Consider the following 15,328-nt stretch of genomic DNA (forward strand, 5'->3'; position numbering starts at 1 on the left):
GGCCCCTGCCCGTCACGCGGCTTCGGGCCAGCGCCGCAGGATCAGGGTCGCGTTCACGCCCCCAAAACCAAACCCGTTGAGCATGGCATGCGTGAGCGCCATCGGCCTGGGCCGCAGCGCCACCATGTCCAGCCCCTCGGCCAGCGCATCGGGCGTGTGCAGGTTCAGCGTGCCCGGCACCACCTGGTCGCGCAGCGCCAGCGCCGTGAAGATGGCCGCCACCGCACCCGCCGCCCCCAGCAGATGGCCGGTGGCCGACTTGGTGGAACTGATGGCCACCTGCGCCCCCGTGCCAAACACACGGCGGATGGCGGCCAGCTCGCCACGGTCACCCACGCCGGTGGACGTGGCGTGGGCGTTCAGGTGCTGCACATCCTGGGCTGTGAGGCCTGCCTGCGCCAGCGCCGCCAGCATGCTGCGCGCTGCGCCATCGCCATCTTCGGGGCCGGAGGTGATGTGGTACGCGTCGGCCGACGTGCCATAGCCCACCAGCTCGGCCAGTGGCTGTGCGCCGCGCGCGAGGGCGTGGTCCAGCGCCTCAATCACCAGCATGCCCGCGCCCTCGCCCATCACAAAACCGTCGCGCTGCGCATCAAACGGCCGCGAGGCCTGCTCGGGTGTGTCGTTGAACGCCGTGCCCAGGGCCTTGGCCGCTGCAAAACCGCCCAGGCTCACGCGGTCAATGGCCGCCTCGCTGCCGCCGCACAGGGCCACGTCGGCCTCGCCGCTGCGGATCAGGCGCGCGGCATCGCCAATCGCCTGGACGCTGGCGGCGCACGCGGTGACCGGCGCGCCCAGCGGCCCCTTGAGACCATGGCGGATCGACACCTGCCCTGCCGCCAGATTGACCAGGAACGACGGCACCGTGAACGGCGACAAGCGCTGCGGGCCACGCGTGTCGGTGGTGCGCACGGCCTCGGCAATCGCGCCAAAGCCACCAATACCCGAGGCGATCACCGTGGCCGTGCGCTCGCGCGCCCGCTCATCGGCAGGCGGCCAGCCGGCCTGCGCCAGCGCCTGCTGCGCCGCGCCCAGCGCAAAGGGAATGAAGCGGTCCATCTTGCGCTGGTCCTTGGACGAGACGATGGCATCCACGTCCCAACCCCCCTCCGCGTCGTCCGCGACGCTGGGCACCTGCCCCGCCACCTTGGCGGCAATGCCGTCCGTGACCGCCTCCGGCAGGCGCGACAGGCCCGAGCGCCCTGCCAGCAGGCGCTGCCAGACCAGTTCCACACCGCAGCCCAGCGGCGACACCAGGCCCATGCCCGTGACCACAACGCGCCGCATCAGGCCACCGCCTTATCGCAGCCCACACCACTCCACACCTCGGCACCACGGCCGCCATGGATCATTTTTTTCATGCATTCACCTCGTCAGACAGATTGGGCGCAGCACCAAGAACCGGTTCCAAGGCACTGCAGCGACGCACGGAAACGATCCGCGCCTTTATGATTGCAGCCGTCATCATAAAGGCATCACCACTTTTTGCGTACGGTCGCAATCAATAAAAGGCAGCATGAAGGTTTCCAAAGCACAGGCCGCAGAGAACCGGCAGGGCATCCTCGACGCGGCCTCCCGCCTGTACCGCGAGCGGGGGCTGACCGGCGTGGGCGTGGCCGACATCACGCGCGACGCGGGGCTCACCCATGGCGGGCTGTACCGGCATTTCGCCTCGAAGGACGCGCTGGTGCAAGAGGCCTGTGCGCGGGCGTTCGACTGGTCCATCGCCCCGCTGGACGGAGCCACCCCGAACACCACCATCGGCGAGCGCATCAAGAGCTACCTCTCGCCCCAGCACCGCGACTCGCCGGGCACAGGTTGCCCGGCCGCCGCGCTGGCGGTGGATGCCGCCCGGGCCGGCAGCGAGCTGTCAGAAGTGTTTGCCCAGGGCATCGAGCGCAACATCGGGCGTTTTGCGCAGTTGCTGACAGACAGCAGCGCCCCTATACCGCCAGAAGACCGGGCGCGCGCCATGCAAGTCCTGGCCACCATGGTCGGCGGGCTGGTGCTGGCCCGCGCCACTGCGGCGGCGCGGCCGGCGTTGTCGGATGAAATACTGACGACGCTGCAGGCCCAGTTGATCGGGCTGTTGGGCGAAGCGCCGCACCAAGGCCTCGAAGGTTGAGCCGCTTGAGGCGCTGGCGCTGCACGTGTCGCATGTAAAAACGCTATCAAAAAAAGAGCTGCTAGCGCTTGATGATCAAGCGCTAGCAGCTCTTTGAAGCTCTATTGCACACCAGAACCGAGGCGAGGTCAGCCCCCCTTTCCCGGATCAGGCCAGCGCCCTCAGGCGCAGCAGGCGTCGCCCCACGCGGGAGCCCCGTTGCCAACGGACGCACGGCGCCACCACGATGCAGGGCGGGCACTGGCAGCCTCGCCGTGCACCCAGCGGTACTGCAGGCGGCGGCCATTCAGGGGCTCGACCACCACCGATTGGCCTGCGGCCACGGGCAGCGACTGCCCGGCGCACAGGAACACATCGCTGCTGTCGCCCAGGCCCTTGCCCAGCGTGACCCAGGCCTGGCCTTCGGCGATGCGCAAGGTCATCGCAGCCTTGGGGGCCAGGCTGACCGCGGCGCCAGCGGCCACCGTGCCAGTGCCACCCGCTGCCGCACCCACAGCGCGGGAAGATGAAAACAGATGAAGAGCGTGAGAGGTTGTCATGGCTTTCTCCGGGTTAACCCTAGTAAGACCGTATGGTGCGCGGCTTGCAGAACAACGTCCAATGAAAAGCACGGCACCTATTGATGCTTTTCCTGCATATACGCTTCAAGCTGGCTTGCGCTGTAGCGGTGCTGCTATCCGATGCAGAGCAAACCGGGCCAGGCCTGCGGCAAAACGCCCGCCCGCGCCCGCCACATCCGCCAGCGCTGCACCCAGGGCACGCCCGCCTTGGCCCAGTGCATGCACCAGGTCGCGCAGCGGCTGCACCACACCACATTCCCAGTCGCGGGCAGCCAGGCTGGCGGACTGCGCCGTGGCGGGCGCCACCACGCTGTCCCAACGGAAAGCCACGGCATCGGCGTGCCCCGAGGGGTTCCAGGCTTCCATCACCACATGCTGGCCCGGTGCGATGACCAACCGGTCACCCGCCCGCAGCACGTGGTCTGCCGCCGCACCCGGAAAATCCGCCAGAGGCCCGCTCAGGGTGAGCCAGACCTGCCCCTGCGCAATCTGCAGCACACCATGGGTGTGCGGGCGCAGCGACAAAGCCTTGCCTGTGGTCAGTTTCCAGCAACCGGCCGCAGGACGGCCAGCCAGGCTGGCTTGCACGGATTGTTGCGATTCCAGAACGTTGCGGGGGGACATGACAGGCTCCTTGGCTTCAGTAAAAGGTGTTTCGGAGACTGGATATTGCGCTTCGCCATGCACACAGTCCAATGAAAACGCGGTACGCTATTCATTCCGACAACGCATGAATCGCCTCCAGGACACCTGCCATGGCCTCTGCCGAATACTCCCCCGCCGTTCTGCGCACCCGCCCCGTGGCCACCGGCCACTGGCGCGCCTTTCTGGCGGTGGCGCGCCATCTGAACTTCCGTGCCGCTGCCGATGAGCTGGCGCTCACCCAGTCGGCCGTCAGCCGCCAGATCCAGGCCTTGGAAGAAGAAGTGGGTGTGGCGCTGTTCCTGCGCCACACGCGGGCGGTGGAGCTGACCAGCGCGGGCGCGCAGCTGCAGCGCGCCGTGGCCCCGGCGCTCGAGCGCATGGACGCCGCCGTGCGCCTGGTGCGCCAGACGGCCGGGCGCCGCAGTGTGGCCATCACCACCTGGGCCAGCTTTGCATCGATGTGGCTGATCCCGCGCATGGAGGAGTTCCAGCGCGACAACCCGGGCATCGACATCCGCATTGATGCGAGCGACGTGCCGGTGGACCTGGAAACCTCGGACGTGGACCTGGCCCTGCGCTACAGCATGCCGGGCGCGGGCACCCTGGGGGGGCAGCGCCTGTTTGGCGAGCAGCTGGCCGTGGTGGCCAGCCCCTGGCTGCTCAAGAGTGGCAAGCCCCTGCGCACGCCGGCCGATGTCACCCAGTTCACGTTGATCGAGGCGGGCGACGCGCACCGCAGCCAACACCTGGAATGGCTGAGCTGGCGCCGCTGGTTTGATGCGCGGGACCTGGCCAAGCTGCAGCCCGAGCGCTGGCTGTATTTCAACTACGCCCACCAGATCGTGCAGGCGGCCCTCGCCGGCCAGGGCCTGGCGCTGGCGCGCATGCCGCTGATTGCCGATGCACTGGCCGCTGGCGACCTGGTGGAGGTGCTGCCCGGCCACCGCATCGACTCGCCACTGGCCTACTGGCTCATGGTGGGGCCCCGCAGCGCGCAGCGGCCGGAGATCAAGGCGTTTTGCGCCTGGCTGCAGCTGCAGGCCCAGGCCACACGCGAGGCGATCGGGGATGTGCCCGACCCGGACTTGAACGACAACCTGGACTGACCACAAAAAAAGCGCTGAGCCCGGCAGGGTCAGCGCTTTTATTTTGATAGCTACTCGCGCTTATTCATCAAGCGCTAGCAGCCCATTTGACTTAAAAATCAGGACAAAGTCACCCGTGCAAACTTGCGCTTGCCGACCTGCACGACGTAGGTGGCGGCGGCCAGCTTGAGGCCCTTGTCGCTGACCACACTGCCATCCACCCGCACACCGCCACCGTCGATCAGGCGGTTGGCCTCGCTGCCGGATGGGGCCAGGTTGGCCTGCTTGAGCAAGGCACAGATGCCCAGCGGCGCACCCGACAGAGACACTTCGGGAATCTCATCGGGCACACCGCCCTTGCTGCGGTTCATGAAATCCTGCTCGGCCGCATCGGCCGCCGCAGCGCTGTGGAAACGCGCGGTGATTTCCTTGGCCAGCATCACCTTCGCGTCCTTGGGGTTGCGGCCGCCCGCGATCTCGGCCTTGAGCGCTGCGATCTCGGCCAGACTCTTGAACGACAGCAGCGTGTACCAGTCCCACATCAGCGTGTCGCTGATCGACAGCACCTTGGCGAACATGGTGTTGGGCTCTTCGGCGATGCCGATGTAGTTGTTCTTGGACTTGGACATCTTGTCCACGCCGTCCAGGCCCACCAGCAGCGGCATGGTGAGCACGCACTGCGGCTCCTGGCCGTATTCCTGCTGCAGATGGCGGCCCATGAGCAGGTTGAACTTCTGGTCCGTGCCCCCCAGCTCCAGGTCGCTTTTCAGGGCCACCGAGTCATAACCCTGCATCAGCGGGTACAGAAACTCGTGCACCGCAATCGACTGGCCGGTGGTGAAGCGCTTGTGGAAATCGTCGCGCTCCATCATGCGCGCCACGGTGTACCGGGAGGCCAGCTGGATCATGCCGCTCGCACCCAGGGGCTCGCTCCACTCGCTGTTGTAGCGGATCTCGGTCTTGGCCGGGTCCAGGACCATGCTGGCCTGCTTGTAGTAAGTCTCGGCGTTCACCTTGATCTGCTCGTGCGTGAGCGGCGGGCGCGTGCTGTTGCGGCCCGAGGGGTCGCCGATCAGGCTGGTGAAATCCCCGATCAGGAAAATCACCTGGTGGCCCAGATCTTGCAATTGCCGCATCTTGTTCAGCACCACCGTGTGGCCGATGTGGATGTCGGGTGCCGTGGGGTCCAGCCCCAGCTTGATGCGCAGCGGCTGGCCTGTGGCCTCCGAGCGCGCCAGCTTCTTGACCCATTCGTCGTGCGGCAGCAGCTCTTGCACGCCGCGCAGCGAGATTTCGAGGGCCTGTCTTACACCATCAGAGACCGGGGTTGTTGTAACAGCAGATTGATTCATAAGGGTTTTTTGGGATGTCTAGACAGCATGCACCGCTATACTTCAGCCCACATTGCTTGAGGCGGATTCTAGTGGGCCCGCCGTTTCGACCTGTTTTTCACCATTCTGTCGAATGGCTGCAGCCTGACAGTCTGTGCTCCTGGCCTCGCCCCGTCTTCGCACCGGGGGAGTTTCAGGAAATCACGTTCACCCTGGGGATAGACCATTGATTCACGGCCTCACTACGGTCCGCACCGCCAGCACCGCTTTGCTTGACCGACTGTCCCGCACGCTCCAACAACATCCCAAACGCATTACCGCCGCCGTTGCAGCCATCCTGCTGACGGGTGGCGGCGGCGCATTCGCCGTGGCGTCCTTTGCACCCGACCCGGCCGAACTGCCGGTGCGCATGGTGAGCTACCCCGTCGAATCGCTGGCGGAGAACCTCGTACTGGGCGAGCTTGACGCCCCCGGCTTCTCGCTGTTCCGCTCCGAGCAGGTGCGCAGCAGCGACACCCCCGAATCGCTGCTGCAGCGCATGGGCGTGGCCGACCCGGCTGCTGCCGCCTTCATGCGCGGTGACACTCCTGTGCGACAAAACGTGCTCGGCCGCACCGGCCGTGTCGTTTCGGCCGAAACCACCGACGACCACCGTCTGGTCCGCATGACCGTGCGCTGGGTGCCGGACGACAGCGGCAACTTCCGCCGCCTCATCGTGGAACGCAAGGGCGACAACAAATTCACCTCGCGCATCGAGACCGCCAAGATGACGGCCAGCAGCCGGCTGTCGGGCGGCGTCATCAACAGCTCGCTGTTTGCCGCAACCGATGCGTCCAACATCCCCGACGGCGTCGCCGTGCAGATGGCCGAACTGTTCTCGGGCAACATCGACTTTCGCCGCTCGCTGCGCAAGGGCGACCGCTTCTCGGTGGTGTACGAAACCCTGGAAGCCGACGGGGAACCCCTCTCGAGCGGCCGCGTGCTGAGCGCCGAGTTCGTCAACAACGGCAAGACCCACCAAGCCATCTGGTTCCAGGAGCCCAATGCCGCCAAGGGCGCCTACTACACGCTGGACGGCGAGAGCATGCGCCGCGCCTACCTCACCTCACCGGTCGAGTTCTCGCGGGTGACCAGTGGCTTCAAGATGCGCCTGCACCCCATCCTGCAAACCTGGCGCGCCCACCTGGGCACCGACTTCGCAGCCCCCGCCGGCACCGCAGTGCGCACCGTGGGCGATGGCGTGGTGGAGTTTGCGGGCGTGCAGAACGGCTTTGGCAATGTGGTCTTCGTGAAGCACCGCAACCAGCACGTCACCGTCTATGCCCACCTGAGCCGCATCGATGTGCGCCAGGGGCAGTCGGTGGAACAAGGCCAGACCCTGGGCGCCGTGGGCGCCACGGGCTGGGCCACCGGCCCGCACCTGCATTTCGAGTTCCGCGTGAACGGGGTGCACCAGGACCCGCAGACCATCGTGGCCCAGAGCGAGGCAGCCACCCCGGTGTCGGCGGCTTCGCGCCCTGTATTTGATCGCCTTGCGGCCAACATGCGCATCCAGTTGTCTGCCGCCGCACTGATCGAGCAGGCCAGCGCAGATTGATGTGAAGCCCCCCCTGAGTCGCTTCGCGCCTTCCCCCCACGGGGGGACGCCGCCAGCGCACGCAAGCGAAGCGCCGCATACGCGGCGCGGCGGCCCTTGCGCGGCGGCCGCTGACCTTCGCTGCGCCAGTTGCAAAGGCCTTGGCGCCTCTGGACGCGGGGCATTCCAGTCCACGCCTTCACAGTCCACACGGCTCCTGTGAGCGCATCCGAGTTGTACATCGGCCTGATGTCGGGCACCTCGCTCGACGGGATCGACGGTGTGCTGGCCGATTTTTCCGGCCCGCACTGCGTCGTCACCCACCATGCCAGCGCGCCCTTCGCGCCCGAGTTGCGGGCCGAACTGATGGCCCTCAACACCTCTGGCACCGACGAACTGCACCGCGCCGCGCTGGCGGGCAACGCCCTGTCGCAGGCCTACGCGCAGGTGGTGCAGACGCTGCTCGAACAAAGCGGTCGGCCTGCCACGTCCATCCGCGCCATCGGCGCCCACGGACAGACGGTGCGCCACCGTCCCCAGGAATTCGATGGCACAGGCTACACGCTACAACTGGGCAGCCCCGCCCTGCTCGCGGAACGCACGGGCATCACCGTGGTCGCTGATTTCCGCAGCCGCGATGTGGCTGCGGGCGGGCAAGGTGCGCCCCTGGTGCCTGCGTTCCACCAGGGCGTGTTCGGCCGTGCGGACGAGACCGTGCTCGTGCTCAATATCGGCGGCATCTCCAACCTCAGCGTGCTGGGCGCCGACGGCAATGTGCTGGGGTTTGACTGCGGCCCTGGCAACGCACTGATGGATGACTGGTGCCAGCGTCACACAGGCCATGCCTTTGACGCGGGGGGCGCCTGGGCGGCCAGCGGCCGGGTGCTGCCGACCTTGCTGGCCTCGCTGTTGGACGAACCTTTCTTGCGCAAACCGCCCCCCAAGAGCACGGGCCGCGATCTGTTCAACCCCCAGTGGCTCGCACACCACCTTCAGGCATTCGGAGATGCAAACCCGGTCGACGTGCAAGCAACCTTGACAGAATACACCGCTAGCGCTTGCTCCACAAGCATTAATAGCTACAAACAAGATAGCAAAATTGTGGCAGTGTGTGGGGGGGGCGCGCTCAACACGTACTTGATGGCCCGCCTGCAGGCCACCTGCCCCAGCGTGCAGGTTGCCGCCACCGATGCACTGGGCCTACCCGCCTTGCAGGTGGAAGCTGCAGCCTTTGCCTGGCTGGCCCGGCAGACGCTGCACGGATTGCCAGGCAATCTCGCCAGCGTCACAGGCGCAGCCGGCGCCCGGGTGCTGGGCGCGGTCTACCCGGCCTGATCGGAGCGGGGGCTGGTGGCTGCGCCCTCGAACCACAATCAACCATGGTCCGTCGCATCCGCCGTGGCGGCCACCTGGCTTCTGGCGCGGTCTTGCAGTGGCAGTTGCCAGAAGATGCCCGCCGAAGCCACGGTGATGAGCCCCATGCAGGCAAACGTGGCCTGAAATGCCATCAGGGTCTGGTGGACGGCGGCAGCGTGAAAGAAGTCGGTGAACGCCACCAGCACCGCCCCGGCGGCGGCCACCCCCATGCCCATGGCCACCATCTGCACCATCGACAGCAGGCTGTTGCCGCTGCTGGCCATGGTGTGCTCCAGATCCTTCAGGGTCACGGTGTTCATGGCGGTGAACTGCAGCGAGTTCACGGCGCCAAACACTGCCAGTTGCACGATGTGCACCCACAGCGGCTGCGTGGGAGTGGCCAGGCCAAAGCTGGCCATCACCAGCCCCACAAGCAGTGTGTTGCCGACCAACACCTGCCGATAGCCAAAGCGGTTGATCAGCGGCGTGGTGAACCGCTTCATCGACATCCCGGCCACGGCCACCGGCAGCATCATCATGCCGGCGTGCAAGGGCGAATAGCCCATGGTGACCTGCAGCAGCAACGGCACCAGAAACGGCATGCAGGAACTGCCCAGCCGCGAGAACAGATTGCCCAGCAAGCCGATGCGCAGGGTATCGACGGAAAACAGCCGGGGCGAAAACAAGGGGTCCGGCCGCCGTGCCGCGTGCAACCAGTACGCCACCAGGCTGGCCAGGCCAAAAATCATCAGAACCAGCACACCGGCCTGGCGCAAACCCAGGCTCGCCAGCCCGTCCAGCGCCAGAGACAGGGCGACCATCCCGAAAGCCAGCATCAGATAGCCCGCCAAGTCGAAGCGCGGCATCACGCTAGCGGGCTCGCCAGGCATATAGCGCCACGTGGCAATGCACCCTACCAGCCCCACCGGCACATTGATGAGAAATATCCAGTGCCAGGATGCGACCTCCACCAGCCAGCCGCCCAGCGTGGGGCCAATCAGCGGCCCGATCAGGCCCGGGATGGCCACGAAGCTCATGGCTTGCAAGAACCTTTCGCGCGGGAAAGTGCGCAAGACCACCAGCCGCCCCACCGGCAGCAGCAACGCCCCGCCGAGTCCCTGCACCACGCGCGCAGCCACCAGCTGGCTGAGGTTCTGCGCCAGGGCGCAGCACACCGATCCCGCCACAAAAAGCACGATCGCCGCCAGATACACGCGGCGTGCGCCGAAACGGTCGGCCACCCATCCCGAGGCAGGGATCAACATGGCCATGGCCAGGGAATAGGCCACCACCACCGATTGCATACGCAAGGGGCTCTCCCCCAGGCTTCGGGCCATGGCAGGCAGCGCGGTATTGACGATGGTGGCGTCCAGCGTCTGCATGAAGAAACCGATGGCCACCAACCACAAGAGCACCGTCAAGGATCTGTCTTGCTGCATCAGTGCTGTTCAGAAAAATTGGAACGGAGTGTCCCCATGAAAAAAGCCGCCCGGTTGGGCGGCTGATCTTTTTTGCCCCAGGCCGCAGACACGACCTGGAACCCCCATGAATCTCAGGCAGAGAAACTGGAGCCACACCCGCACGTGCTGGTGGCGTTGGGGTTCTTGATGACGAATTGGGCGCCCTGCAGGTCTTCCTTGTAATCGATCTCGGCGCCCACCAGGTACTGGTAGCTCATGGCGTCGATAAGCAGCGACACGCCATTCTTGGTCATGGTGGTGTCGTCTTCGTTGGTGATCTCGTCGAAGGTGAAGCCGTACTGGAAGCCGGAGCAGCCGCCACCCTGCACGAAAACGCGCAGCTTCAGGTCGGGGTTGCCCTCTTCGGCAATCAGGTCCGCCACCTTGGCCGCCGCACTGTCCGTGAACAGGATGGGGGCAGGCATTTCGGTCTGGATGTTTTCGGCAACAGCGCTCATGGGGTACTCCGGGTTCAATGTTTGCGGTGAATAGTACTGCAGACCGCTCGGGAATTCAGATCACTGGCCGTTTGACGCTAACTTCAGTGGGGGCTTTTCCTCCACCAGCACGGCCACCGGGCACATCTGCCCGGCAATCACGGCCCCCTGGTGCATCTCCAGCGCCTTGTAATGCACATTGCCGGTGATCTTGGCCTTGGGCTGCAGTTCGAGCAGTTCTGCGGCATGCACGGGCCCGATCACCTGGCCATTGATGATCACGTGGTCGGCATGCACCGCACCTTCCACGCGCGCCGTTTCGGAAATCACCAGGATGCTGGGCTGCTCGGAGCCCGCGCGGATGTCCCCCACCACCTCGCCATCGATGCGCATGCCTTCTGCGAAGTGCACATCCCCCTCAATCCGGGTGCCCTGCGCGACCAGGCTTTTGATCGGCGGCTGTTTTTTGCGGGAAAACATGGGTGAAAACTCCTGAAAGCGCATGCTCCGATCCAGAACATACAAAATAGAAAACGATGAGGGCGCCCAGAGAAGGTTGCCGTACTGCGCGTGCGAGGCGTCTAGAAGCCAATAGGAGCGTCAGGCTGCTCCCGGCCCGACCACAACCCTCTTGCCTAGTCGATGGCCATCGCCTGGACGGCGCGAACCGTCGTGCCCTCCAGCACCCGAGCCGTCACGGTTTTTACCACGGCGCTGGGGGGCAGATCGAGCACACCTTCAACACGCCGGTATTGCTTGACCTGCAGAGGCTGCCCCTGGGCTGGCTGGGTCTGGGTCCAAGGCTTGCCATCCTGGGTGCCAGTCAGCACCAGCTCCAGCCGGCCATTGAATTCTGGGGCATTGCGCGCCGCCTGGATCACCAGAACCTGCCACCGCAGCTGCATCCCACCCAGCACTTCGGCCTGCAGGCTGCGGATCGCCAGCCCTTCGGTCTTTGCGGCGGGGATCAGTTTTTCAAAGAACCCCAGGTCTTCACGCAGCGTGCGGTTGTCGGCCTCCAGCTGCCGAACCTGCGCCATCAGGCTTTCCTTGGCCGCCCGCTCGGCCACGAGCAGGCTCTCGGCCGTGTGGGCCACCGTCTGCTGCTCCTGGCCCTCGGCGCGCCAGCGGTCTACTTCTGCCCGCAACTGAATCAATTCGTCACGGGATACGGTGTCCAGACCTGCGATGGACTTTCCAAACTCGAAGGCCCACAGCGCTACCGCGGCACAAAAGCCGAAGACCACGGCCAGGGCCAGCCAGCGAAATGGCCAGGGCAAGGCACTGCGGATGGCAACCCGCGGGGCGCTGATCGTCAGCCGACGGCGCAGAAGGCGAAGGCGCATGGTGGGAGCAGGTGGATCATCAGGATGGCGCGGAGAAAAGAGCGCACCTTAAACGAAAAAACCGCCCTGAGGCGGTTTTTTGATCTGTAAAGCAGTCCGGGGACGCTTTCGCAGGGTGAGATGCCAGCCCGGAAGCTGACATCCACGCAGGACCCAGCCAGCTTAACGCTTGGAGAACTGCTTTGCGCGGCGTGCAGAGTGCAGACCGACCTTCTTACGTTCGACTTCACGGGCATCGCGGGTCACGAAGCCAGCTTGGCTCAGGACGGGCTTGAGGGATGCGTCGTAATCGATCAGGGCGCGGGTGATACCGTGGCGGGCAGCGCCAGCCTGGCCGGATTCACCACCACCGTGCACGTTGATCTGGATGTCGAAGGTTTCGACATGGTTGGTCAACGCCAGGGGTTGCTTGGCAATCATGATCGAGGTTTCGCGGCCGAAATAGGACTGGATGTCCTTGCCGTTCACCGTGATCTTGCCGGAGCCTTTTTTCAGAAACACGCGGGCGACGCTGGACTTGCGACGGCCGGTGCCATTGTTCCATTCACCAATCATCTCAAGGCTCCTTAGATTTCCAGCACTTTGGGCTGCTGGGCGGTGTGGGGATGCTCAGCACCACCGTACACCTTGAGTTTCTTGATCATCGCGTAGCCAAGGGGGCCCTTGGGCAGCATGCCCTTGACAGCCTTTTCCAGCGCGCGGCCGGGGTGCTTGGCTTGCATGTCGCGAAAGTTCGTGGCCGTGATACCGCCGGGGTAACCCGAGTGACGGTAGTACACCTTGTCCAGGGACTTGGTGCCGGTGACCTTGAGCTGGGCGGCGTTGATGATGACGATGAAGTCACCGGTATCGACGTGAGGCGTGTAAATGGCCTTGTGTTTGCCGCGCAAACGGAGAGCAACTTCGCTGGCTACTCGTCCGAGGACCTTGTCGGTCGCGTCAATCACAAACCACTCGTGCACGACCTCAGCGGGCTTTGCGCTGAAAGTAGTAGTCATGAGTTTCTCTTCAAAAGAGGGTTTGGCGGGTCCTTTTCCACGGTCGGTGCTTCTCTGAAGGAAGCCTCTTAGGTGGGAGTCAGTCTTCGCCGCGGGACCACAAAAGCGCTGCGAAGCCCTCGATTATACGAAGTTGCCCACCTGTGGCGCAAGCCCGGTTCATCGCGGAACTCATTTCGACATCCCCGGGCGCTCGGCAGCGGCTAGTTGGGGGTCTGGCGGCGGCGCTGTTCTTCGGCCTCGTAGCGGCGGCGGTTCTCTACGCAGATGGGCTGGTTGGCCTGGGAAGGCTTCTGGCATTCCTGGTGGACGCACATAGGGCGAGACAGGAAATTGGCATCCGCGCAGGCCTCCTGCGGGCTGGGTACCCGTGGAGGTGGGCGGGGCTTGGGCTCGGCCACCACGGGCGGGGGTGGTGGCGGTGGTTCCTCACGCACCACGATCGGGGTAGGGGCGGGTTCAGGGACAACACGCCGAGTGACCCTGGGTGGGGTGCGCGGCGCAGACGCAGGAACCAACGCAGACGCTGGCACGGAGGCCGCTGCCGCCGCATCGCTCGCAACGCCATCGACCGCAGCGGATGCCCCGGTGGCCGGATTCGCCAGCGCAACCTCGACCACTGGGGGAGGCAGTGCGGCGGCAGGAGGTTCCGCCATCTCGGTGATGATGTCGTCCTGGGGAGCCTTGCTGCTCTGGACCCAGCGCAAGCCGGCAGCAGAAGCCACCACGGCAAAAACAGCAATTCCAAGCCAGACCATGGCGGGCGAACGCCGCGCCTTTTTTCCCGTTTTACTGTGGGGGCGGGGAATCTCCCGCTCCATCTGACGCAGCCGAGGCTCCGGCACATGCCGTGTGGTTGCGCCCTGCTTGTGATTGCCCGCAAGATCGTCATAGCGGGAGTCATCGGCGACCACCGTGTCTCCCGCGTCGATGAAGACCGTGTCGCCCGCCTCTGCCGCCACCGTGTCCGGCCCTCCCAACATCACGGTGTCTCCGCCCACATTCGGCTGGCCTGCGGGGCGGCCGTCCTCATCGGCATCGTGGGGAGATCCATCCTCGATTGCGCGCAGTGACTGGGCATGCATCTCTGCCACGATGCTGGGTGCCGATGTCACATCCACCGTGGGCGTTATCAGGCCAGGGCCAGGCTGGTCGGCAGGTTCAACCCAGATATCGCCCAGGTCGGTCCGGAAATCGAAATGCTCGCTCCCCTCCGGCGCAGAGGTCATCTCCATGAGCTGCAAGAACGCGTCGATGCTCTGCGGCCGGTCCTCTGGCTTCAGCGCCAACGACTGTGCGATCGCCGCAACGAAGGGCGGGGAATACTCCACGCCAAACTGCCGCTTGACGGTTCTGGCGACGCGGGAGAACGACACCATGCGATCACGGATGGAGCGCAAGGTCGCAGGCAGCGGTGTGTCATTGCACAGGCAGCCATGCACCACGGCAGCCAGGGAATACAGGTCGCTCCAGGGCCCCTGGCGCAGGTCCTCGTCGCCATCGGAGTACTGTTCGATGGGTGCGTAGTTGACCTTGAGGACGGCGGTGTGTTTGCGGTCCTGGTCGTTGATCGCATGCCGGGCAGCACCGAGGTCCAGCAGCACCGGCGGGCCAATGTCCTGCAGGAAGATGTTGTCGGGCGAAATATCCCGGTGCAGGGTTTTGCCGTCGTGCAGTACCCGCAGGGCACCCAGCACGGACCACAGCACCTTGCGCAGCCAGATCTCGGGGGGCGGCGTGCGCATCTGGGCACGAGCCTGCTTGAAGGTCATGCCGCTATAAAGGGGCATGACCATGTAGGCGGTATTGTTGGCCTCCCAGAAGCGGAACACCTTGACGAGCGAAGGATGGTCAAACTGCGCCAGCAGGCGCGCCTCGCCTACGAAAGAGGCCAAACCGGCTTGGAACGTTTGCTGGTCGGACGACGACCGGACCCACAACGACTGACCCTGCGCCCGGCCCGCCAGCGCCGACGGCATGTATTCCTTGATGGCCACCGCCCGGTGCAGCGAATGGTCAAAGGCCTTGTAAACCATGCCAAACCCACCGACCCCCAGGAGCGCCAGGATCTCGAATTCAGCAAGGCGGGTGCCCGGCGGCAGCGCATCCACATGGCTGACACCGCTGGCTGGGGCTTGGCTGAAACTTGCGATCATGGTGAAAAGGGTGTGGCGTGCATGCGAGCTTCGACGGAGATTGTGAGCGAACGGGTGCCAAAGCCGCTCCAAACGCAATCATGAAGCATGCCAGCATGCGCTACAGAAACAAAAGGCTTCCGGTCTGCCAAAAAAGTTACACACCCTGGTCAGAAAAGCGTGATTGTGCCGTGCCATGGTCCCAGGCAGCACCCAGCCCCATGACAAATTCGCATGGGACCATGATTCGTGGCCCAAGGGCCTGCGGTCGGGC

The 15,328-nt window shown here is 65.1% G+C and carries 15 protein-coding genes; 4 read left to right on the forward strand and 11 right to left on the reverse strand.

Going from position 1 to position 15,328, the window contains the following annotated elements; genetic code table 11:
* Window positions 1–12: 12 nt before the first annotated feature.
* Window positions 13–1,287, reverse strand: coding sequence for a beta-ketoacyl-ACP synthase II (fabF, locus tag IB243_RS23790; protein ID WP_192429677.1), 1,275 nt, complete (start codon window positions 1,285–1,287; stop codon window positions 13–15).
* A gap of 229 nt (window positions 1,288–1,516) precedes the next feature.
* Here fabF and IB243_RS23795 point away from each other — a divergent pair, with 229 nt between their 5' ends.
* Window positions 1,517–2,125 carry a TetR/AcrR family transcriptional regulator gene (locus tag IB243_RS23795; protein WP_010466633.1) on the forward strand — a complete coding sequence of 203 codons (609 nt, stop codon included), beginning with the start codon at window positions 1,517–1,519 and terminating at the stop codon, window positions 2,123–2,125.
* A gap of 161 nt (window positions 2,126–2,286) precedes the next feature.
* Here the strand turns inward: IB243_RS23795 and IB243_RS23800 are convergent, their stop codons facing one another.
* Together IB243_RS23800 and IB243_RS23805 are read right to left on the reverse strand one after the other, a co-directional pair.
* Complete coding sequence (locus IB243_RS23800) at window positions 2,287–2,664, reverse strand: DUF2917 domain-containing protein (protein WP_192429678.1); 378 nt, start codon at window positions 2,662–2,664, stop codon at window positions 2,287–2,289.
* Between the two features lie 105 nt (window positions 2,665–2,769).
* Window positions 2,770–3,309, reverse strand: a complete 540-nt coding sequence (locus IB243_RS23805) for a DUF2917 domain-containing protein (RefSeq protein WP_192429679.1) — start codon at window positions 3,307–3,309, stop codon at window positions 2,770–2,772.
* A 131-nt stretch (window positions 3,310–3,440) separates the two neighbouring features.
* Here IB243_RS23805 and IB243_RS23810 point away from each other — a divergent pair, with 131 nt between their 5' ends.
* Window positions 3,441–4,436: a LysR substrate-binding domain-containing protein gene (locus IB243_RS23810; RefSeq protein WP_057270382.1), complete on the forward strand. Its 996-nt coding sequence runs from the start codon at window positions 3,441–3,443 to the stop codon at window positions 4,434–4,436.
* Window positions 4,437–4,534: 98 nt separating this feature from the next.
* On the opposite strand, the gene tyrS is transcribed toward IB243_RS23810, so the two are convergent.
* A complete protein-coding gene (gene tyrS / locus IB243_RS23815) occupies window positions 4,535–5,767 on the reverse strand; it encodes a tyrosine--tRNA ligase (protein WP_192429680.1) in 1,233 nt (410 codons plus the stop codon).
* A 205-nt stretch (window positions 5,768–5,972) separates the two neighbouring features.
* On the opposite strand from tyrS, the gene IB243_RS23820 reads away from it, so the two are divergent.
* Entirely contained in the window at window positions 5,973–7,343 is a 1,371-nt protein-coding gene (locus IB243_RS23820; protein ID WP_192429681.1) for a M23 family metallopeptidase, read from the forward strand.
* A 198-nt stretch (window positions 7,344–7,541) separates the two neighbouring features.
* Window positions 7,542–8,657: an anhydro-N-acetylmuramic acid kinase gene (locus tag IB243_RS23825; RefSeq protein WP_370540384.1), complete on the forward strand. Its 1,116-nt coding sequence runs from the start codon at window positions 7,542–7,544 to the stop codon at window positions 8,655–8,657.
* Window positions 8,658–8,695: 38 nt separating this feature from the next.
* Here IB243_RS23825 and mdtD read toward each other — a convergent pair whose 3' ends face one another.
* The 7 genes from mdtD to IB243_RS23860 form a co-directional block, all read right to left on the reverse strand.
* Window positions 8,696–10,117, reverse strand: coding sequence for a multidrug transporter subunit MdtD (gene mdtD / locus IB243_RS23830; RefSeq protein WP_192429682.1), 1,422 nt, complete (start codon window positions 10,115–10,117; stop codon window positions 8,696–8,698).
* A 113-nt stretch (window positions 10,118–10,230) separates the two neighbouring features.
* Entirely contained in the window at window positions 10,231–10,596 is a 366-nt protein-coding gene (erpA, locus tag IB243_RS23835; RefSeq protein ID WP_192429683.1) for an iron-sulfur cluster insertion protein ErpA, read from the reverse strand.
* A gap of 60 nt (window positions 10,597–10,656) precedes the next feature.
* Complete coding sequence (locus tag IB243_RS23840) at window positions 10,657–11,055, reverse strand: polymer-forming cytoskeletal protein (RefSeq protein WP_029414357.1); 399 nt, start codon at window positions 11,053–11,055, stop codon at window positions 10,657–10,659.
* Between the two features lie 155 nt (window positions 11,056–11,210).
* The gene (locus IB243_RS23845; protein ID WP_010466642.1) at window positions 11,211–11,921 is read right to left on the reverse strand and encodes a DUF6776 family protein; all 711 of its coding nucleotides are present in this window, start codon (window positions 11,919–11,921) and stop codon (window positions 11,211–11,213) included.
* A gap of 162 nt (window positions 11,922–12,083) precedes the next feature.
* A complete protein-coding gene (gene rpsI, locus IB243_RS23850; RefSeq protein WP_005798582.1) occupies window positions 12,084–12,476 on the reverse strand; it encodes a 30S ribosomal protein S9 in 393 nt (130 codons plus the stop codon).
* Window positions 12,477–12,487: 11 nt separating this feature from the next.
* On the reverse strand, window positions 12,488–12,919 hold the full coding sequence (gene rplM / locus IB243_RS23855; protein ID WP_008907237.1) for a 50S ribosomal protein L13: 432 nt from the start codon (window positions 12,917–12,919) through the stop codon (window positions 12,488–12,490).
* A 203-nt stretch (window positions 12,920–13,122) separates the two neighbouring features.
* Window positions 13,123–15,075 carry a serine/threonine-protein kinase gene (locus IB243_RS23860; protein WP_192429684.1) on the reverse strand — a complete coding sequence of 651 codons (1,953 nt, stop codon included), beginning with the start codon at window positions 15,073–15,075 and terminating at the stop codon, window positions 13,123–13,125.
* Between the last annotated feature and the right edge of the window lie 253 nt (window positions 15,076–15,328).

The organism is Acidovorax sp. ACV01 (assembly GCF_014851495.1).
GTDB lineage: Bacteria > Pseudomonadota > Gammaproteobacteria > Burkholderiales > Burkholderiaceae_C > Acidovorax > Acidovorax radicis.